The sequence below is a fragment of the Caulobacter sp. SRI_008 genome (assembly GCF_057586355.1).
On the sequence record NZ_JBYCZS010000025.1, the window covers coordinates 1 to 17,402 of the forward strand.

Below are 17,402 nucleotides of genomic sequence, written 5' to 3' on the forward strand. Positions count from 1 at the left end.
GACTTTGCCGCCGCAGCAGCGGTTCGACCGGATGTGGTCTTCGATTTCTGAGAGACCCCTCATCCGTCGGCCTGCGGCCGCCACCTTCTCCCGCAAGGGGAGAAGGAGATTCAGGTCACCAGCCTCAGCAACGCCAACTCCCGCGCCCGCGCCGAACTGGCCCGGCGCTTGGGCAGGGCGCTGGTCTCGAAGGCCTCCAGCACGCGGGGGTGGATGTAGGCCGCCCGGCAGACGGCCGGGGTGTTGCCCAGCAGGCCGGCCACGGCCTTGATGCAGAGGTTCAGGGCCTTCTTCGCCTCGGTCTTGGTCGCGGGCTCCGGTTGCAGGCTCAGCGCCTCCAGCGCCGCCAGAGAGCCGTACCAGGTGCGGAAGTCCTTGGCCGAGAAGTCCTCGCCGGCTACGGCGCGGATGTAGTCGTTGACGTCGTGGCTCTCGATCGAGCGCCGTTGGCCGTCCTCGTCGAGATACTGGAACAGGCGCTGGCCGCGCAGCTCCTGGCAGGCGGCGACGATGCGGGCGAGGCGCCGGTCGCGGAAACCCGTGTGGTGCACCTTGCCGCTCTTGCCCTTGAACTCGAACACCGCCCCGCCGCCGGCCAGCTTCAGGTGGCGCTTCTGCATGGTGGTGAGGCCAAAGCTCTTGTTGGTCTTGGCGTATTCGTCGTTGCCGACCCGGATCAGGGTCAGTTCCAGCAGGCGGACCACGGCGGCCAGCACCTTTTCGCGCGGCAGGCCGCGGCGGGCGAGGTCGGCGTCGACGCGCTTTCGCAGGCGGGGCAGGGCGCGGCCGAAGGCGGCCATGCGCTCGTACTTGCGGGCGTCGCGGTCGGCCCGCCAGTCGGGGTGATAGCGATACTGCTTGCGGCCCTTCTGGTCGCGGCCGACCGCCTGGATGTGGCCGTTGGGGTCGGGGCAGATCCACACGCTGGTCCAGGCCGGCGGGATGACCAGGGCGCGGATCCGCTCCAGCGTGGCCTCGTCCTTCACCGTCCGGCCGTCGGGGTCGGCGTAGGAGAACCGGCCGGGCTCGCCCAGGCGGGTCAGGCCCTGCTCCTGGTCGTTGACATAGGCCAGCAGGGTCTTTTCGGCGGCGGGCGTCTGGCTGGTGTCGCGGGCCATGGCGCTCACCGCGCGCTGAAGACGGAAAAATGCCGGGTCATGCGTTCGCTCCCAACCCAATCCCGGCCAACGTGGTAGACGGTTCGTCCGTTCCGGGGAGCTTCGATGAACTACCGCCACGCCTTCCACGCCGGCAATTTCGCCGACCTGCAGAAGCACGCGATCCTGCTGGCCCTGCTCGCGGGCCTGACCGCCGACGAGTCGCCGCTGGCGGTTATCGACACCCACGCCGGCGCCGGGGCCTATGACCTGCGCGGCGACATGGCCCAGAAATCCAAGGAAGCCGCCGCCGGCATCGGGCGGCTGCTGGCCGAGGGCGACGCCCCCGCGCCGTTCGCGCCGCTGCTGAAGGCGGTCGAGGAACTGAACGTCGGCGACGCCGAGGCGCCGCTTTATCCGGGCTCGCCGCTGCTGATCGCCCGTGCCCTGCGCCGCGGCGACCGCTACGCCGCCTGCGAGCTGCGCGACGACGACTTCGACCAGCTGCGCAAGGTGCTGGGTCCCTATGCCTTCGCCCAGGCCCTGCAGGCCGACGGCTACGCCACCGCCGAGGCCCGCGCCGGGCGCGGCGGGCGCACCTTCGTGCTGATCGACCCGCCGTTCGAGCGGCCCGACGACTACGCCCAGTGCGTGGCCACGGTGCGGGCGGTGCGCAAGGTCGATCCGGCCGCCGTGCTGGCGATCTGGACCCCGCTGAAGGACCTGGAGACCTTCGACGCCTTCATCCGCGCGCTAGAAAACGTCACGGACGACGCGCTAGTCGCCGAGCTCCGCCTGCGGCCTCTGAGGGACCCGATGAAGATGAACGGCAGCGCCATGGTGCTGGTCGGCGCCCCGGCGGCGATCGAGCCGCAGGTCCGCGAGATCACGACCTTCCTGGCGCAGCGCCTGGGCGATGCGGGCGCGGCCGCCCGCGTCTGGCGCGCCTGACCGCGTGAACCAGGCCCCCAGCCTCCGTCAAGCCTGCGCCGTCTGGCTGAAGGTCGGCTGCCTGGGCTTTGGCGGGCCGGCCGGACAGATCGCCCTGCTGCACCGCGAGGTGATCGAGAGGCGCGGCTGGGTCGACGAGGACCGCTTCGCCCATGCCCTGAGCTTCTGCATGCTGCTGCCGGGGCCCGAGGCCCAGCAGCTGGCGACCTGGCTGGGCTGGCGGCTGCATGGCGTGCGCGGCGGCCTGGCGGCGGGGCTGCTGTTCGTGCTGCCGGGGCTGGCGGCGATGCTCGCGCTGTCGGCGCTCTATGTCGTCCATGGCCAGGCCAGCTGGGCCGCGCCGGCCCTGCTGGGACTGAAGGCGGCGGTGGTCGCCCTGGTGCTGCAGGCCCTGATCCGGATGGCTGGCCGGGCGGCGCGGGGCCAGGCGGGCAAGATCGCCGCCGTCCTGGCCTTCCTGGCGCTGAGCTTCACCATCGCGCCGTTCCCGCTGGTCATTCTCGTCGCCGGCCTGGCGGGCTGGTTCTTCGGCGCGCGCGACGCGGTTTTCGACGCCTCGGCGGAGCACGCGCCGCTGAAGGGCGCGGGGAGGGCGGCCCTGATCTGCCTCGCCGTCTGGCTGGCGCCGGTGGTCCTGGCCTTCGCCCTGGCCCCGCGCTCGGCCCTGGCCCAGATCGGGGCGGTGTTCAGCGGCCTGGCGGTGGTCAGTTTCGGCGGGGCCTATGCGGCCCTGGCCTATGTCGGCCAGGTGGCGGGCGAGCTGAACTGGCTGACGCCCAACCAGATGCTCGACGGCCTGGGCCTGGCCGAAACCACGCCGGGGCCGCTGGTGCTGACCTTCGTCTTCGTCGGCTTCGTGGCCGCCTGGCGCGACGCCGACCCGACCCTGGCCTGGCCAGCGGCGATCGCCGGCGGGCTGATGGCCGCCTGGGCGACCTTCGCCCCGTCGTTCCTGTGGATCTTCGCCGGCGGACCCTTCGTCGAGCGCCTGCGCGCCCACGCCCGCGCCGCGGCGGCCCTGTCGTGGGTGGGGGCGGCGGTGGTCGGGGTGATCGCCAGCCTGGCGCTGTGGTTCGCCGTTCACTTGCTGTTTCGCAGCGGGAACGAGGCCGCCTGGGGGCCGTTCCGGACGACGCTGCCCGACCTCTTCAGCCTCGATCCCGTCGCGCTGGGCCTGACCGTCCTCGCCTGCGGCCTGACCTTCGCCTTGCGGCTGCCGATCCTGGCTCTGGTGGGGGTGATGACGTTGGCGGGCCTGGCCTGTTCGGCTTTGTTCTGAAGGTTACTTAAGGTCAGCATTTTTGCGCTTGCGAACCGGCGTTCTGTGTTATGCTGCGCCGCACAATCGCGATCGACGGAGTGAACGGCCATGGCTTCCTCGTCCTTCCTGCCCCTGTCTTCCGAGAGTCCAGAAACACCGTCGGCGCCGAACCTCCTCATTGGGGCCGCATCGCCCCTGTGGGCGGTGTTCGGCGGCGCGGCCGTCGCCGGCGCCACATGGTGGTGGTGGTCCAATCGATGGCGTGAGGCCGTCAATATCGAGGCCCTGATCGCCCTGGCGCCCGAACCGGTGTCGCGCGGCGTGCTCGACGAGCCGGCCCCGGCCCTGATCGCCACGCCCGCCGAGGTGGTCGAGGCCGCCGTCGCCGAGGTCGAGCCGATCGTCGAGACGGTCGCCGCCGCCACGGCCGAAATCGTCGAGACCGCCGCCGAGGTCCCCGTGGCGCTCGCCGAAGCTTCGGTCGAGGTGGTCGAGGCTGTGGTCGAAACAGTTCCCGAGCCTGTGGTGGAAGCGATCGCCGAGCCGGTCGATACCGTGGTCGAAGAGGTCGTCGCGCCCGCCAACGACGTCGCCTCCAAGGTCGTGGCCTCCGCCAAGGACGTCGCCGACGACCTGACCCTGCTGGTCGGCATCGGTCCCAAGCTGGCCGCCTCGCTGGCCGAGTTGGGCGTCACCCGCTTCCGTCAGATCGCCGACTGGAGCGCCGACGAGCTCGAAAGCTTCGACAAGCTGCTCAGCCTCAAGGGCCGCGCCGAGCGCGACGCCTGGGTCGCCCAGGCCAAGCGTCTGGCCGAGGGCGCGGGCTCGACGGGCGGCTAGGCGCCGCCCATCGTCCAGATCTTCTTGATCACGCCAGAGAAGCTCAACATCGGCTGGCCGCCGGTGGAGAGCAGGCCGCGCACGAAGATCATCGAGCCGCCGGCGCGGATCACCTCGCCGGTCGCTTCGATCAGGTCGCCGGGCTTGGCCGGGCCGACGAAGTCGCCGTTCAGCGACACGGTCACGGCCTTGGCGTTGTCCAGTTCGCGCCAGGCGATGGCGAACAGCGAGAAGTCGGCGAAGGTCAGCATGCAGCCGCCGTGCATGAAGCCGCCGCCGTTCATGTGGCGCGGCTCGGCCCGGAACGCGCAGCGCACCTTGCCGTCCTCCTCGCGGAAATAGAACGGCCCGGCAGTGTCCTCAAAGGGATCCTGGCCCGTCCAGGTGCGCCAGCCCGCCCACTCGCCGTCCTCGACCAGCATCGGCCCGCTGACGATCTCGTTGCCGCCGTCCATGCCCTGCGCTCCCGTACTTTCTCGTTGTTTTGCTGTTCAGCTAAGACCCCGGCGGACGCCGAAGCAAGCCGGCGTCTGGCCGCAGGCGTCGAACTGGGGCAGGTTCGCCCGGAACTTGCGGGGGCTTGGAATACGCATGTGGGGTAGAGCGATCGCCGCGGCCCTGGCGGCCTGGACCTTGACGGCGTTCCTGGCGACAGGGGCGATGGCGCAGGACGCGCCGATGATCATGCCGATGTCGGAGTTCCAGCTGGAGATGCGGGCGGCGCTGCTCAAGGTCGATCCCACGCTTCGCATCGAGCTGGTCGGGGAGGACAGCCTCAAGGTCCGCCAGGCCAAGGCGAAGGGCCAGGAGAGTCTGTCGCTGTTTCTGGGCAACGCCTATGAGCGCTATCGCAAAGCGCCCCAGGATCTGGAGGCGATCATTGGCCAATGGACGCGGGGCGTCGCGCCAGGGGTGGAGCGCGCCGCGCTTGAACCGAAGAAGCTGGTGGTCCTGATCCGACCGCAGGACTACCTGGAAACGGCGAAGGCCGGCGAACTGGTCGCAAGGCCTCTGGTGGGCGACTTCATCGAGATCTTGGCCATCGACGAAGGTGAGAGCTTTCGGCTGGCCACTCAGGAGGAACTGAAGAAGGCCGACGTCGGGATCGCCGACGCCTGGGCGGCGGCGCGCAGGAACACCAGCGAGAAGATCGGTCCGTTCAGGATCGATCTTTTCGAGCCCGGAATCTGGCTCGTCACCGATGATGCAAATCTTGCGCTGAACCTGGTGTCGATGCCCGAGCGCTGGGCCGAGCAGGGCATACAGATCAAGGACGAGGCGGCCGTCGTCTTCCTCCAGCGCAACATGCTGTTGCTGGCCGACGCGGGCGATCCGGCCAGGCTTTCGCTCGTCAGGCGGTTCGTGAAGGTCAGCGAGAGCGAGCCCGAGGTCTTCTCGACGACGATTTTCCTTTATCGCCACGGAAACTGGTCGGTGCTAGAGCCGAGCAAATGACCACCCCGATCCAAGACACCATCCTTTCGCAGCTGGCCGATCTGCCGGCCGGCAAGTCCATCGACCCGATGTCGGTGGCCAAGGCCATTCAGCCCGAGCGCTGGCAGCGGCTGCTCGGCCACGTCCGCACCGACGCCGTCGAACTGGCCAAGGAAGGCAAGATCGTCATCCTGCGCCACAACAAGCCGGCCAATCCCGAGAAGTTCCGGGGCGTCTATCGCCTGCGCCTGCCGCTGGAAGGCGACCCGACCAGCTTCCCGGATGTGGCTGACGACGGCGCCGACGACGCCGAGGCCTGAGCCGCTTCAGGACCCGCCCCGACGACGTCGGCGAGTGGGTCTTGAAATGCAACTGCATCGATGAACCTATGAGCTTCTCAAATACATCGGGAGGTTCGTCATGATCGTCTTTGGTTCGTCGCTTTCCCCCTATGTGCGCAAGACCCTGGCCTTCGGGGCCGAGAAGGGCCTCGTGCTGGAGAACCGGGTGTCGCCGCCCGGGACCCCCGATCCCGACTTCGCCGAGTGCAGCCCGTTCCGGAAGATCCCGGCCTTCCAGGACGGCGATTTCCGCATCTCGGACTCCACGGCGATCATCACCTATCTCGAAGCCCTGCATCCGGAGCCCAACCTGATCCCGGCCGAGCCGCGCGCTCGCGCCCGGGCGGTCTGGTTCGAGGAATACGCCGACACCATCCTGGTGGCGGCCGGCGGCAAGATCTTCTTCAACCGCATCGTCGCCCCGCGCTTCATGCGCAAGCCTGGCGACGAGGCGATCGCCGCCAAGGCCGAGGCTGAAGAGCTGCCGCCGGTGCTCGACTATCTGGAGACCATCGTGCCCGACGTCGGCGGCTTCCTGCTGGAGGATCGCCTGACCCTGGCCGACATCGCCGTGGCCAGCCCCTTCGCCAACCTGCGCCACCTGGGGCTGGACCTGTCGCGCTGGCCGCGCACCAAGGCCTATACCGACGGCATCCTAGCCCGGCCCTCGTTCGCCGAGCTGATCGCCAGGGAAGAGGGCCTCCTGGCCATGTTCGCGGCCCCGACCGCGGCCTGATCGCTTGCCAAGCCGCGCTTGCCAGCGGAGATTGAGCGGCAAGCGCGGGGAGAGCCAGCCGTCATGACCAACCCGTCGCCACCCGACCTCCTCACCGATGAGGAGGCGCTCTCTTTGGCGGCCGGCCCGCAGGATCGCCTGCGCCTGCTGCGGGTGATCGAGGCCAACTTCAAGCTCATGCTGGCCTGGACGGCGACCCAGCCGCTGTCGGACGCGATGATGGTCGAGGCTAAGGCCCAGGCGACGAATTTTCTGACCCAGCTCTGGAAGCATGGCTCGCTGTTCGGGGCGACGGACCAGGAGGCTTTCGAGGTCACCTGCGACGCGAGCAACAACCCGGCCTCGGGCCCGCTCGCCCTCGTCTTGCGGCTCGATACAGCCCTTGCTCTCGACGCGCCCGGAAAGCTCATCGCTGTGCCTTTCCACTTTCCCGTGGCCAGGTCGTAGGGCCGCACGCCCTTGGCGCGGGACCGGCGGCCGCCTAACTGCTGAGCCATGTCGCTCGACGCCCTGCTTTCCGAGATCCGCGCCTGCCGGGCCTGCGTCGGCGACCTGCCCGAACCCCGGCCGGTGGTGCGGGTGGGCGAGGGGACGCGCCTGCTGATCTGCGGCCAGGCGCCGGGACGGCTCGTGCACGAGACCGGCCTGCCGTTCAACGACCCGTCCGGAAACCGCCTGCGCGACTGGATGGGGATCGACCGCGACACCTTCTACGGCCGGACCGAGATCGGTGTCGCGGCCATGGCCTTCTGCTTTCCCGGGACCAATCCCAAGGGCGGAGACTATCCGCCGCCGCCGCGCTGCGCCGAGCTCTGGCGCAAGGACCTGCTGGCCCTGCTGCCGAAGGTCGAGCTGACCCTGCTGGTCGGCGGCTACGCCCAGGCCTGGGCGCTGGGCGACGCCATGAAGCCGACAATGACCGAGACGGTGGCCGCCTGGAGCGAATACGTCGGGTACGGCGTTCTGCCCCTGCCGCACCCGTCGTGGCGCAACACCGCCTGGCTCAAGCGCAATCCCTGGTTCGAGGACGAGGTGACGCCCTATCTTCGCCGCCGTGTCGCGGGCATGTTGGCCGCATGAACCGCCGGAGCCTCCTCCTCACCGTCGGGGCCGCCGGCCTCGCCGCCGCCTGCGCCCCCATCACCCAGCGCCCGGACCTCGCCCCGCTGGGCCTGCGCGGCGCCCGCCTGGAAGACGACTGGCTGGTCAGCTTCGACGGCGCCAAGCTGGGCATCAAGCGCTGGCTGCCGGAAGGCGGCGCGCCGACCCACGTGGTCGTCGGCCTGCACGGCATGAACGACTATTCCAACGCCTACCACCTGGCCGCGCCGTGGTGGGCCCAGCAGGGGATCGCCACCTACGCGCTGGACCTGCGCGGTTTCGGCCGCTCGCCCGCCCGGGGCGTCTGGGCCTCGAGCGACCTGATGATCGAGGACGTCCGCACCCTGGTCGCCTTGGTGCGCGAGGCCCATCCCGAGGCCAAGGTCTCGCTGGCCGGGGTCAGCATGGGCGGGGGCCTGGCCATCGCCGCCATGGCGACCGAAAACCCGCCGGCCGCGGATTCTCTGCTGTTGTTCGCGCCCGCCGTCTGGGGCTGGTCGAACCAGCCTCTGCCCTACAAGACCAGCCTGTGGATCACCGCCCACACCGCCCGCAGCTGGGTGGTCAAGCCGCCCGAATGGCTGGTCTCCAAGGTCCAGCCCACCGACAACATCGACGAGCTGCGCCGCATGGGCCGCGACCCGCTGATGATCTGGGGCGCGCGGTCCGACACCCTCTACGGCCTGGTCGGGCTGATGGAGCGGGCCTGGGCGTCGCTGGGCAAGGTGAAGGTCCCGGTCGCCTATTTCTACGGCGAGCACGACGAGATCATTCCCGACGAGCCGACGCAGCAGGCCGCCCGCCGGCTGAAGCCCGATGATCGTTCGGCGTTCTACGCCAACGGCTACCATCTTCTTCTGGTCGACAAGCAGGCCGAAGTCGTCTGGCGCGACGCGGCGGCGTTCCTCAAGGACCCGCAGGCCGACCTGCCGTCGGGCGCGCCGCCGATCCCAGGCGCGCCGACTGCGCCGAATATCGTCAAAGTTCAGGGTGTTCCGGCCGGACGCTAGTCGAACGTCCGGCGTATTGCAGTGCGATAAGAACGATCATCGGCCTATGTGACAAAAGGCCGATGAAGTGATCCTTGCGGCGACGGTCGTTGGGGCGTACATCCCGGCGCACTGTTTTCAGGCTGAGGCACGGCATGACCTTGTTCGATCTCCCCGATTTCGAGGGACACGAAGGCGTCCATTCGTTCTACGACGAGAAGACGGGCCTCAAGTCGATCATCGCCGTCCACTCGACCGCGCGCGGCCCGGCCGCCGGCGGTTGCCGGATGTGGGACTACGCCAGCAGCGAAGCGGCCCTGACCGACGCCCTGCGTCTGTCGCGCGGCATGTCCTACAAGAACGCCATGGCCGACCTCGACTTCGGCGGCGGCAAGGCCGTGATCATCGGCGACAGCCGCAGCCAGAAGAGCCCCGAGTTGTTCGAGGCCTTCGGCCGCGCGGTCGACAGCCTGGGCGGCAGCTACTGGACGGCCGAGGACGTCGGCGTCTCGCCGGCCGACCTGGAGAGCACCCGCAGGACCACCCGCTACGTCGCCGGCCTGGAAGGCCACGCGGCCGCCTCGGGCGACCCGTCGCCGGTCACCGCCGAGGGCGTGTTCCGCGGCGTGCGCCTGTGCGTCGAGCGCGCCCTGGGGCGTGACCTCAAGGGCGTGAAGGTGGCCATCCAGGGCGTCGGCCATGTCGGCGCCTACCTGGCCGAGAAGCTGCACGCGGCCGGCGCCCAGCTGATCATCGCCGACGTCAACCAGGCCGCCCTCGCCGAAGTGGCCGCCAAGACGGGCGCCGAGATCGTCTCGACCGACGCCATCTTCGACGTCGAGGCCGACGTGTTCGCGCCTTGCGCTCTGGGCGGCGCCATCTCGGCGACGACCCTGCCGCGCCTGAAGGTCAAGGTCATCGCCGGCGGCGCCAACAACCAGCTGGCCGACGCCCTGATCGGCCAGACCGTGTTCGACCGCGGCATCCTCTACGCCCCGGACTACGTCATCAACGGCGGCGGCATCATCAACGTCGCCGCCGAGATCCGCGCCCTGGAAGCCGGCGGCGCCTTCGATCCGGCCTGGGTGGCGACCAAGCTCGACCGCCTGGCCCTGACCCTGGCCGAGGTCCTCGATCAGTCCAAGGCCGAAGGCCGCCCGGCCAACCTGGTCGCCGACGAGATCGCCCGGGCGCGCATCGCGGCGGCGCGTCCGTAATCCTTCTCCCCTTGCGGGAGAAGGTGGCGGTCGAAGACCGTCGGATGAGGGGTCTCTCAGAAATCAGACGCCGCGACAGCCGCACCGCTGTCGCGGCGTTTTGCGTCAGTGCGACCCCTCACCCGACCCCGCTCCGCGGGGCCACCCTCTCCCGCAAGGGGAGAGGGATCAGCGCCCGCTCAAACTCGCTCCAGCGTCCTTGTCCAGCCGCAGATAGACCGGCAGGGCCAGTAGGGTCACCAGCCCGATCGCCGCGAACGGCAGGGTGAAGCTGGCTGGCGTCAGGCCGCCGGCGCCGACGTCGCGGGTCAGGTGCAGCATCAAACCACCGAAGCTGACGCCCAGGGCCAGGCCGACCTGCTGGCTGACCGCCGCCAGGGTCGAGGCCGCCGCCACGCGCGGCTGGGGCACGTCGGCATAGGCGATGGTGTTGGCGGCGATGAACTGGCTCGACCGCGCGAAGCCGCCGACCAGCAGCAGGCCGATCATCAGCCCCATCGGCGTCGAGGCGGTGAAGAGGCCCGGAACCGCGGTCATGATCGCCGTGGCGACCACGAACACCGCCAGGGCCGAGCGGAAGCCATAGCGCTTGAGCAGGGCGCTGGCGAACGGCCGGGCCACCAGCACGCCGGCCCCGGTGGCTATGGTCACGGCGCTGGCCTTCAGCGGGCTCCAGCCCAGGGCGACCTGCAGCAGCAGCGGCATCAGGAAGGGGCTCGCCCCGATCCCCAGCCGCACGAAGGTGCCGCCCAGCAGGCTGGCCCGATAGGTCGGGAAACGCAGCAGGGTCAGGTCCAGGATCGGCCGGCTCACCACCTTGCAGCGCCGCAGGTAGAGCCAGCCCGCGCCCAGCGACACGACCAGCAGGGCCAGTTGCAAAGGCGGCGGCAGCAGCGGCAGACCGGCGGTCTCGGCCAGGCCGATCAGGCCCGACAGCGCGATGGCGCTCATGATGAAGCCGGGCGTGTCGAAACGGCCGGCCTCGCGGTCGGGCGCGCCCTTGGGCACGAAGCGGCGTACGGCGATCGCCCCGACCAGGCCGATCGGCAGGTTCAGGTAGAAGATCCACGGCCAGTCGGCGATCGACAGCACGAAGCCGGCGATCGGCGGTCCGATCAGCGGCCCGATCATCGCCGGCATGGTGAACCAGCCCATGGCGCTGATCAGCTTGTCCTTGGGCGTCGAGCTGACGACGATCAGCCGCGCCACCGGCGTCATCATCGCCCCGCCGATCCCCTGGATCACCCGCGCCCCGACCAACTGGGCCAGGCTCTGCGACAGGCCGCACAGGGCCGAGCCGCCGAGGAACACCAGCATGGCCAGCAGGAACACCCTTCGCGCCCCATAGCGCTGGGCCGCCCAGCCGCTGGCCGGGGTGAACACCGCCAGGGCGAGAATGTAGGAGGTCAGCGCCAGCTTCAGGTGGATCGGATCGGCCGAGAAGGCCTGGGCCAGGCGCGGCAGGGCGGTCGACAGCGCCGTGGAGTCGATGAACTCCATCAGCAGCGCGCTGGCGACGGCCAGGGAGACGAGCCGGGTGGTCCAGGGGGACGGATCGGGCGCTTCGGTTTCGAGGGAAGGCGCCGGGCGCGGATCTGAGGCGAGATCGGACACGGGCGCCAGTTACGCCCGGCGGGCGGCCGGCTCAAGGAAAGAGTGGATAACTTCGGTCCCCGGAGGTCGCCGTTGCGCCGAACGCTTTGAGGCTTCATTCTGCCAAACAGACGTTCGAGACCTCCCCAGAGACTCCCCGAGACCCGGCCGATGTTCCTTCGCTTCTTCTCCGAGCTGCGCCAGGCCAAGGTGCCGGTCAGCTTGCGCGAATACCTCCTGCTGATGGAGGCCCTGGACAAGGGCGTCATCGACCGCTCGATCGACGACTTCTACTTCCTGTCGCGCGCCAGCCTGGTGAAGGACGAGAAGAACCTCGACAAGTTCGATCGCGTGTTCGGCCACGTCTTCAAGGGGCTGGAGACGGTGGGTGAAGGGATCACGGCCGACATTCCGGAAGAGTGGCTGAAGGCCCTGACCGAGAAGTTCCTCACCGACGAGGAGAAGGCCCAGATCGAGGCCCTGGGCGGCTTCGAGAAGCTGATGGAGACCCTGCGCGAGCGCCTGGCCGAGCAGAAGGAGCGCCACCAGGGCGGCAACAAGTGGATCGGCTCGGGCGGAACCTCGCCCTTCGGCAACAACGGCTACAATCCCGAAGGCGTGCGCATCGGGCAGGACAAGGGCCGCCACGGCCGGGCCGTGAAGGTCTGGGACAAGCGCGAGTACAAGAACCTCGACGACAGCGTCGAACTGGGCACCCGCAACATCAAGGTGGCGCTACGCCGTCTGCGCAAGTTCGCTCGCACGGGCGCGGCCGAGGAACTGGACCTGCCCGGCACCATCCGCGGCACGGCCGAGAAGGGCTATCTCGACATCCAGCTGCGCCCCGAGCGCCGCAACGCCATCAAGGTGTTGATCTTCTTCGACATCGGCGGCTCGATGGATGGCCACATCAAGCTCTGCGAGGAGCTGTTTTCCGCCGCCAAGACCGAGTTCAAGAACCTGGAGTTCTACTACTTCCACAACTGCCTCTACGAAGGTGTGTGGAAGGACAACAAGCGCCGGCACACCGAGAAGGTCCCGACCTGGGAGGTGCTCCACAAGTTCCCGGCCGACTACAAGGTGATCTTCGTCGGCGACGCGACCATGAGCCCCTACGAGATCACCTATCCGGGCGGCAGCGTCGAGCACTGGAACGAGGAGCCGGGCGCCATCTGGATGAGCCGGGTCACCGACATCTACCAGAGCTGCATCTGGCTCAATCCCACGCCCGAGCGCCACTGGGACTACACCCAGTCGATCGGTGTGATGAAGCAGCTGATGAACGAGCGCATGTTCCCGCTGACCATCGACGGGCTCGACAAGGCGATGCGGGAGCTGGTGCGGGGCTGACAGCGCGTCCTTCTCCCCTTGCGGGAGAAGGTGGCGGCCGAAGGCCGTCGGATGAGGGGTCTCTCAAACCTTTGACCCCGCACCCAATCGGGCGACTTCAAGCAGCCGACAGGTCTTTCGACCCCTCACCCGACCCGCTTCGCGGGCCACCCTCTCCCGCAAGGGGAGAGGGATCAGAGGCCGGAAAGATACCCCGCGATTGCCGTCCGCCGCGCGTCCAGCGCCTCCAGCTGCGCCCGCAGGCGATCACGCAGCCGCTCCGGACACGCCCCGTCCTCGCCCAGCAGTTCGGCGATCTCCGAGATCGGCAGGCCCAGGGCCTTGAGGTCGGCGATGGCCGCCAGCCGGGCGCGGGCCGCCTGGCCCAGCGTGCGGACGTTCTTGGGGCCGCGACCGCAGGCGATAAGGCCCATCTCCTCGTAGTGACGGATGGCGCGCAGGGTCAGACCCAGCTGCTCGGCGACGACGCCGATCGGGATCTCCGAGGCGCGCACGGTGAAGCGCGGGGCGGACCCCATCGAGTTTGGGGCGACGGCGGTGCTCTGGATCGAAGGCATCGGAACTCCCTTGCGAAGGCTCGTCTGGGCGCGGCGGCGGCGCTCGGCCAGGGCGATAGCCGCCTTTGTCCGCGGGCCGGGGATGGAGAGGTCGTGGAGGTTCATCCGAACTCCACCAGCACCTGGTCGGCGGCGACGGGATCGCCGGCCTTGGCGTTGACAGCCTTCACCGTAGCGTCGCGCTCGGCGCGCAGGATGTTCTGCATCTTCATGGCCTCGAGCACGCAGACGATCTCGCCTTCGCGCACCTGCTGGCCGACGGCGACGTCCATCGAGACGACGAGACCCGGCATCGGCGAGAGCACCAGCTTGGACGTATCGGCCGGAGCCTTGGCCGGCAGCTTCTCGTGCAGCTCGGCGCTGCGAGCGGTCAGCACCAGCACCCGGGCCTTGGCGGCGCGGTGGCGGATGGTGAAGCCCTCGGCGGCCGGGGCGACCTCGGCGGTGAAGGCCTGGCCGTCGAGCTTGGCGCGGAACGTCGCCAGCCCCGGCCGCCAGGCGATGTCGGTGAGGACGAGGCTGCGGCCTTCGTCGAGCAGGCCGATGGTCAGGCCATGGTCGCTCTCGGCCTCGAACCGCACCCGGCGCTTGGCGTGGCCGACCACCACCGTCCAGTCGGTGCGCTTTGATCCGAGCCGCCGGGCCAGCACCCGCTGCAGGGCGCAGCCCGTGGCGGCCAGGATGTCGAGCTGGGCCGGCGTCGGCTCGGTTCCCGCGAAGCCGTCAGGGAACTCGTCCTTGATGTAGCTGGTGGCCAGCTTTCCCGAGACGAAGCGCTCCTGGTCCATCACCGCGGCCAGGAACGGCACGTTGTGGCTGGGGCCTTCGATGTGGAAGTCCTCCAGCGCCCGGGCCATGCCCTTGACCGCCTCGGCGCGGGTCGGGGCCCACGAACACAGCTTGGCGATCATCGGATCGTAGAACATCGAGATCTCGTCGCCTTCGCGCACCCCGGCGTCGTTGCGCACGAGATAGCCGTCCTTCTGGCCTTCCTCAGGCGGCGCATAGCGCACCAGCCGGCCGATGCTGGGCAGGAACTTGCGGTAGGGATCCTCGGCATAGATCCGGCTCTCGACCGCCCAGCCGTTAATCGACAGATCCTCCTGGCCGAACGCCAGCGGCTCTCCGGCCGCTGAGCGGATCATCTGCTCGACCAAGTCCAGGCCCGTGATCAGCTCGGTGACCGGATGCTCCACCTGCAGTCGGGTGTTCATCTCCAGGAAGTAGAAGCTCTTGTCCTGGCCGGCGACGAACTCGACCGTGCCGGCGCTGTCGTAGTTCACGGCCTTGGCCAGGGCCACGGCCTGCGCCCCCATGGCCGCGCGGGTCTCCGGATCCAAAAGCGGAGACGGCGCTTCCTCAATGACCTTCTGGTTCCGGCGCTGGATCGAACACTCGCGCTCGAACAGGTGGACGACGTGGCCGTGCTTGTCGCCCAGCACCTGGATCTCGATGTGGCGCGGGCTCTCGATGAACTTCTCGATGAAGATGCGGTCATCGCCGAACGCGCCTGCGGCCTCGGCCCGCACGGCCGGGAAGCCTTCCTCGACGTCCTGGCGGTTCCAGGCCACCCGGATGCCCTTGCCGCCGCCGCCGGCCGAAGCCTTGATCATCACCGGATAGCCGATGGTCTCCGACACCTTCAGCGCCTCGGCGACGTCGGCGATTTCGCCGATGTGGCCCGGCACGCAAGACACCCCAGCAGCGGCGGCGAACTTCTTGCTCTCGATCTTGTCGCCCATCGCCGAGATGGCGCCGGGGTTGGGGCCGATGAACACGATCCCCTCGTCGGCGCAGCGCTGGGCGAACTCGGCCTTCTCCGACAGAAAGCCGAAGCCCGGATGCACCGCCTGCGCGCCCGTCTGCTTGCAGGCGGCGATGATCTTGTCGGCGACGAGGTAGCTCTGGGCGGCCGGCGAGGCGCCGATGTGCACGGCCTCATCGGCCATCTCCACCGCCAGGCTGTCGGCGTCGGCGTCCGAGTACACGACCACCGTCGCGATCCCCAGCCGCCGGCACGTCTTGATCACCCGCACCGCGATCTCGCCCCGGTTGGCGATCAGGATCTTCTTGAACATCGGCGGCGGTCCTTGGTCGGTTCACAGACCCTCCCCCTGAAGGGGGAGGTGGCCCGGAGGGCCGGAGGGGGAGGCAACTGCTGAGGGGCGGATGCCCCTCCCTTAAAATCCCCGCGAAAGCGGGGACCCAGGTGTTTTATCGTCGAGCGCCTGGGGCTTCAGAAAAAGCCTGGGTCCCCGCTTTCGCGGGGATTTTACGGATGGAGAGGAGCGTTCTGCGGGCGGCCGGCATCGTCAAAGCGGAATGTTGTCGTGCTTCTTGGCCGGGTTGGTCAGCACCTTGCCCTTGAGCGAATGCAGCGCCCGGACGATGCGCTTGCGGGTGCCATGGGGCATGATGACGTCGTCGACATAACCGCGGCTGGCGGCCACGAACGGGTTGGCGAAGCGGTCCTTGTATTCGGCCTCGCGGGCGGCCAGCGCCTGCGGATCCTTGGCCTCCTGGCGGAAGATGATCTCGACCGCCCCCTTGGCCCCCATCACCGCGATCTCGGCGGTGGGCCAGGCGTAGTTGACGTCGCCGCGCAGGTGCTTGGAGCTCATCACGTCATAGGCCCCGCCATAGGCCTTGCGGGTGATCAGGGTGACCTTGGGCACCGTGGCCTCGGCATAGGCGAACAAGAGCTTGGCGCCGTGCTTGATCAGGCCGCCGTACTCCTGCTTGGTGCCCGGCATGAAGCCCGGCACGTCGACCAGGGTGACGATCGGGATCTCGAAGGCGTCGCAGAAGCGCACGAAGCGGGCGGCCTTGCGCGATGAGTCGATGTCGAGCACGCCCGCCAGCACCTGCGGCTGGTTGGCCACGACGCCCACCGTCTGGCCGTCCATGCGGGCGAAGCCGCAGACGATGTTCCTGGCCCACTCGGACGAGATCTCGAAGAAGTCGGCCTCGTCGACGATCTTCAGGATCAGCTCCTTCATGTCGTAGGGCTTGCCGGGATCAGTCGGGACCAGGCTGTCGAGGCTGGCCTCCTGACGATGCGGGTCGTCGAAGCTGGGACGGATCGGCGCCTTCTCGCGGTTGGACGAGGGCAGGAAGTCGATCAGGCGGCGCACCTGGGTCAGCGCCTCCAGGTCGTTCTCGAACGCGCCTTCGGCCACGCCCGACTTGGCCGCATGGACGCGGGCCCCGCCCAGCTCCTCGGCGGTGACCACCTCGTTGGTGACGGTCTTGACCACGTCCGGCCCGGTGACGAACATGTAGCTCGTATCCTTCACCATGAAGATGAAGTCGGTCATGGCCGGGCTGTAGACGTCGCCGCCGGCGCAGGGGCCCATGATCACGCTGATCTGCGGGATGACGCCCGAGGCCAGAGTGTTTTCCAGGAAGATGTCGGCATAGCCGGCCAGGCTGTCGACGCCCTCCTGGATGCGCGCCCCGCCGGCGTCGAACAGGCCGATGATCGGCGCGCCGGCCTTCATCGCCTGGCGCTGGACCTTGACGATCTTGGCCGCGTGGGCGCCCGACAGCGAGCCGCCGAACACCGTGAAGTCCTTGGAGAACACGAACACGACCTTGCCGTTGATCGTGCCCCAGCCGGTGACCACCCCGTCGCCGGCCACCTTCTGCTCGGCCATGCCGAACTCGGTCCCCCGGTGCTCGACGAACATGTCGAACTCCTCGAACGAGTCCTCGTCGAGCAACAGGTCGATCCGCTCGCGGGCGGTCAGCTTGCCCTTGGCGTGCTGGGCGGCGACGCGGCGCTCGCCGCCGCCCGCGCGGGCCTGGGTCCGGCGGCGTTCGAGTTCTTCGAGAATGTGCTGCAAGGAAGACTCCGGCCCGGTGCGTGAACGTCGCAAAGATCGGATTTTGCGGGCGTAGGTGCTGAAGGCTCAAGGAAATTGAGGTTTCGGCGA

General features: G+C 69.0%; 18 protein-coding genes. 11 read left to right on the forward strand and 7 right to left on the reverse strand.

What is annotated here, in order from left to right; all coding sequences use genetic code 11:
- Positions 1–110 precede the first annotated feature (110 nt).
- Complete coding sequence (locus tag AC2YHT_RS20080) at positions 111–1,118, reverse strand: DNA topoisomerase IB (protein ID WP_487291665.1); 1,008 nt, start codon at positions 1,116–1,118, stop codon at positions 111–113.
- 105 nt (positions 1,119–1,223) lie between these two features.
- On the opposite strand from AC2YHT_RS20080, the gene rlmJ reads away from it, so the two are divergent.
- From rlmJ to phaH, 3 genes are all read left to right on the forward strand, one after another.
- Positions 1,224–2,048, forward strand: a complete 825-nt coding sequence (rlmJ, locus tag AC2YHT_RS20085) for a 23S rRNA (adenine(2030)-N(6))-methyltransferase RlmJ (protein WP_487291666.1) — start codon at positions 1,224–1,226, stop codon at positions 2,046–2,048.
- 4 nt (positions 2,049–2,052) lie between these two features.
- Complete coding sequence (gene chrA, locus AC2YHT_RS20090; protein WP_487291667.1) at positions 2,053–3,327, forward strand: chromate efflux transporter; 1,275 nt, start codon at positions 2,053–2,055, stop codon at positions 3,325–3,327.
- A 90-nt stretch (positions 3,328–3,417) separates the two neighbouring features.
- Positions 3,418–4,149, forward strand: a complete 732-nt coding sequence (gene phaH / locus AC2YHT_RS20095) for a phasin PhaH (protein ID WP_487291668.1) — start codon at positions 3,418–3,420, stop codon at positions 4,147–4,149.
- Here phaH and AC2YHT_RS20100 read toward each other — a convergent pair.
- Both AC2YHT_RS20100 and AC2YHT_RS20105 read right to left on the reverse strand, forming a co-directional pair.
- On the reverse strand, positions 4,146–4,604 hold the full coding sequence (locus tag AC2YHT_RS20100) for a PaaI family thioesterase (RefSeq protein ID WP_487291669.1): 459 nt from the start codon (positions 4,602–4,604) through the stop codon (positions 4,146–4,148). The two genes, phaH and AC2YHT_RS20100, sit on opposite strands and share 4 nt — an antisense overlap.
- Before the next feature lie 36 nt (positions 4,605–4,640).
- Entirely contained in the window at positions 4,641–4,880 is a 240-nt protein-coding gene (locus tag AC2YHT_RS20105) for a hypothetical protein (RefSeq protein ID WP_487291670.1), read from the reverse strand.
- Here AC2YHT_RS20105 and AC2YHT_RS20110 point away from each other — a divergent pair.
- The 7 genes from AC2YHT_RS20110 to AC2YHT_RS20140 all read left to right on the forward strand — a co-directional run bounded on the left by AC2YHT_RS20110 (position 4,861) and on the right by AC2YHT_RS20140 (position 9,967).
- On the forward strand, positions 4,861–5,604 hold the full coding sequence (locus tag AC2YHT_RS20110) for a DUF1444 domain-containing protein (RefSeq protein ID WP_487291671.1): 744 nt from the start codon (positions 4,861–4,863) through the stop codon (positions 5,602–5,604). The two genes, AC2YHT_RS20105 and AC2YHT_RS20110, sit on opposite strands and share 20 nt — an antisense overlap.
- Entirely contained in the window at positions 5,601–5,903 is a 303-nt protein-coding gene (locus AC2YHT_RS20115) for a DUF3253 domain-containing protein (RefSeq protein WP_487291672.1), read from the forward strand. The genes AC2YHT_RS20110 and AC2YHT_RS20115 overlap by 4 nt, the downstream gene beginning before the upstream one ends.
- Before the next feature lie 100 nt (positions 5,904–6,003).
- Positions 6,004–6,660: a glutathione S-transferase family protein gene (locus AC2YHT_RS20120; RefSeq protein ID WP_487291673.1), complete on the forward strand. Its 657-nt coding sequence runs from the start codon at positions 6,004–6,006 to the stop codon at positions 6,658–6,660.
- Positions 6,661–6,723: 63 nt separating this feature from the next.
- Positions 6,724–7,107 carry a hypothetical protein gene (locus tag AC2YHT_RS20125; protein ID WP_487291674.1) on the forward strand — a complete coding sequence of 128 codons (384 nt, stop codon included), beginning with the start codon at positions 6,724–6,726 and terminating at the stop codon, positions 7,105–7,107.
- Between the two features lie 48 nt (positions 7,108–7,155).
- Positions 7,156–7,740, forward strand: coding sequence for a uracil-DNA glycosylase family protein (locus AC2YHT_RS20130; protein WP_487291675.1), 585 nt, complete (start codon positions 7,156–7,158; stop codon positions 7,738–7,740).
- Positions 7,737–8,771 (forward strand): lysophospholipase, encoded by a 1,035-nt coding sequence (locus tag AC2YHT_RS20135; RefSeq protein WP_487291676.1) that lies wholly within the window; start codon positions 7,737–7,739, stop codon positions 8,769–8,771. Before AC2YHT_RS20130 ends, AC2YHT_RS20135 begins: the two co-directional genes overlap by 4 nt.
- 134 nt (positions 8,772–8,905) lie before the next feature.
- Positions 8,906–9,967: a Leu/Phe/Val dehydrogenase gene (locus tag AC2YHT_RS20140; RefSeq protein ID WP_487291677.1), complete on the forward strand. Its 1,062-nt coding sequence runs from the start codon at positions 8,906–8,908 to the stop codon at positions 9,965–9,967.
- A 168-nt stretch (positions 9,968–10,135) separates the two neighbouring features.
- Here the strand turns inward: AC2YHT_RS20140 and AC2YHT_RS20145 are convergent, their stop codons facing one another.
- The gene (locus tag AC2YHT_RS20145; RefSeq protein ID WP_487291678.1) at positions 10,136–11,581 is read right to left on the reverse strand and encodes an MFS transporter; all 1,446 of its coding nucleotides are present in this window, start codon (positions 11,579–11,581) and stop codon (positions 10,136–10,138) included.
- 150 nt (positions 11,582–11,731) lie between these two features.
- On the opposite strand from AC2YHT_RS20145, the gene AC2YHT_RS20150 reads away from it, so the two are divergent.
- Entirely contained in the window at positions 11,732–12,910 is a 1,179-nt protein-coding gene (locus tag AC2YHT_RS20150; protein ID WP_487291679.1) for a vWA domain-containing protein, read from the forward strand.
- Between the two features lie 173 nt (positions 12,911–13,083).
- Here the strand turns inward: AC2YHT_RS20150 and AC2YHT_RS20155 are convergent, their stop codons facing one another.
- From AC2YHT_RS20155 to AC2YHT_RS20165, 3 genes are all read right to left on the reverse strand, one after another.
- Positions 13,084–13,572: a MerR family transcriptional regulator gene (locus AC2YHT_RS20155; protein WP_487291680.1), complete on the reverse strand. Its 489-nt coding sequence runs from the start codon at positions 13,570–13,572 to the stop codon at positions 13,084–13,086.
- Positions 13,569–15,545 carry an acetyl-CoA carboxylase biotin carboxylase subunit gene (locus AC2YHT_RS20160; RefSeq protein WP_487291681.1) on the reverse strand — a complete coding sequence of 659 codons (1,977 nt, stop codon included), beginning with the start codon at positions 15,543–15,545 and terminating at the stop codon, positions 13,569–13,571. The genes AC2YHT_RS20155 and AC2YHT_RS20160 overlap by 4 nt, the downstream gene beginning before the upstream one ends.
- 234 nt (positions 15,546–15,779) lie before the next feature.
- Positions 15,780–17,312, reverse strand: coding sequence for an acyl-CoA carboxylase subunit beta (locus AC2YHT_RS20165; RefSeq protein WP_487291682.1), 1,533 nt, complete (start codon positions 17,310–17,312; stop codon positions 15,780–15,782).
- Between the last annotated feature and the right edge of the window lie 90 nt (positions 17,313–17,402).

Bases quoted from the DNA above. Each gene is read 5' to 3' on its own strand.
- AC2YHT_RS20100 (WP_487291669.1), bottom strand. From the start codon at position 4,604: ATGGACGGCGGCAACGAGATCGTCAGCGGGCCGATGCTGGTCGAGGAC.
- AC2YHT_RS20130 (WP_487291675.1), top strand. From the start codon at position 7,156: ATGTCGCTCGACGCCCTGCTTTCCGAGATCCGCGCCTGCCGGGCCTGC.
- AC2YHT_RS20110 (WP_487291671.1), top strand. From the start codon at position 4,861: ATGCGGGCGGCGCTGCTCAAGGTCGATCCCACGCTTCGCATCGAGCTG.
- AC2YHT_RS20115 (WP_487291672.1), top strand. From the start codon at position 5,601: ATGACCACCCCGATCCAAGACACCATCCTTTCGCAGCTGGCCGATCTG.
- AC2YHT_RS20135 (WP_487291676.1), top strand. From the start codon at position 7,737: ATGAACCGCCGGAGCCTCCTCCTCACCGTCGGGGCCGCCGGCCTCGCC.
- AC2YHT_RS20150 (WP_487291679.1), top strand. From the start codon at position 11,732: ATGTTCCTTCGCTTCTTCTCCGAGCTGCGCCAGGCCAAGGTGCCGGTC.
- AC2YHT_RS20080 (WP_487291665.1), bottom strand. From the start codon at position 1,118: ATGGCCCGCGACACCAGCCAGACGCCCGCCGCCGAAAAGACCCTGCTG.
- rlmJ (WP_487291666.1), top strand. From the start codon at position 1,224: ATGAACTACCGCCACGCCTTCCACGCCGGCAATTTCGCCGACCTGCAG.
- phaH (WP_487291668.1), top strand. From the start codon at position 3,418: ATGGCTTCCTCGTCCTTCCTGCCCCTGTCTTCCGAGAGTCCAGAAACA.
- AC2YHT_RS20140 (WP_487291677.1), top strand. From the start codon at position 8,906: ATGACCTTGTTCGATCTCCCCGATTTCGAGGGACACGAAGGCGTCCAT.
- AC2YHT_RS20125 (WP_487291674.1), top strand. From the start codon at position 6,724: ATGACCAACCCGTCGCCACCCGACCTCCTCACCGATGAGGAGGCGCTC.
- AC2YHT_RS20120 (WP_487291673.1), top strand. From the start codon at position 6,004: ATGATCGTCTTTGGTTCGTCGCTTTCCCCCTATGTGCGCAAGACCCTG.
- AC2YHT_RS20160 (WP_487291681.1), bottom strand. From the start codon at position 15,545: ATGTTCAAGAAGATCCTGATCGCCAACCGGGGCGAGATCGCGGTGCGG.
- AC2YHT_RS20155 (WP_487291680.1), bottom strand. From the start codon at position 13,572: ATGAACCTCCACGACCTCTCCATCCCCGGCCCGCGGACAAAGGCGGCT.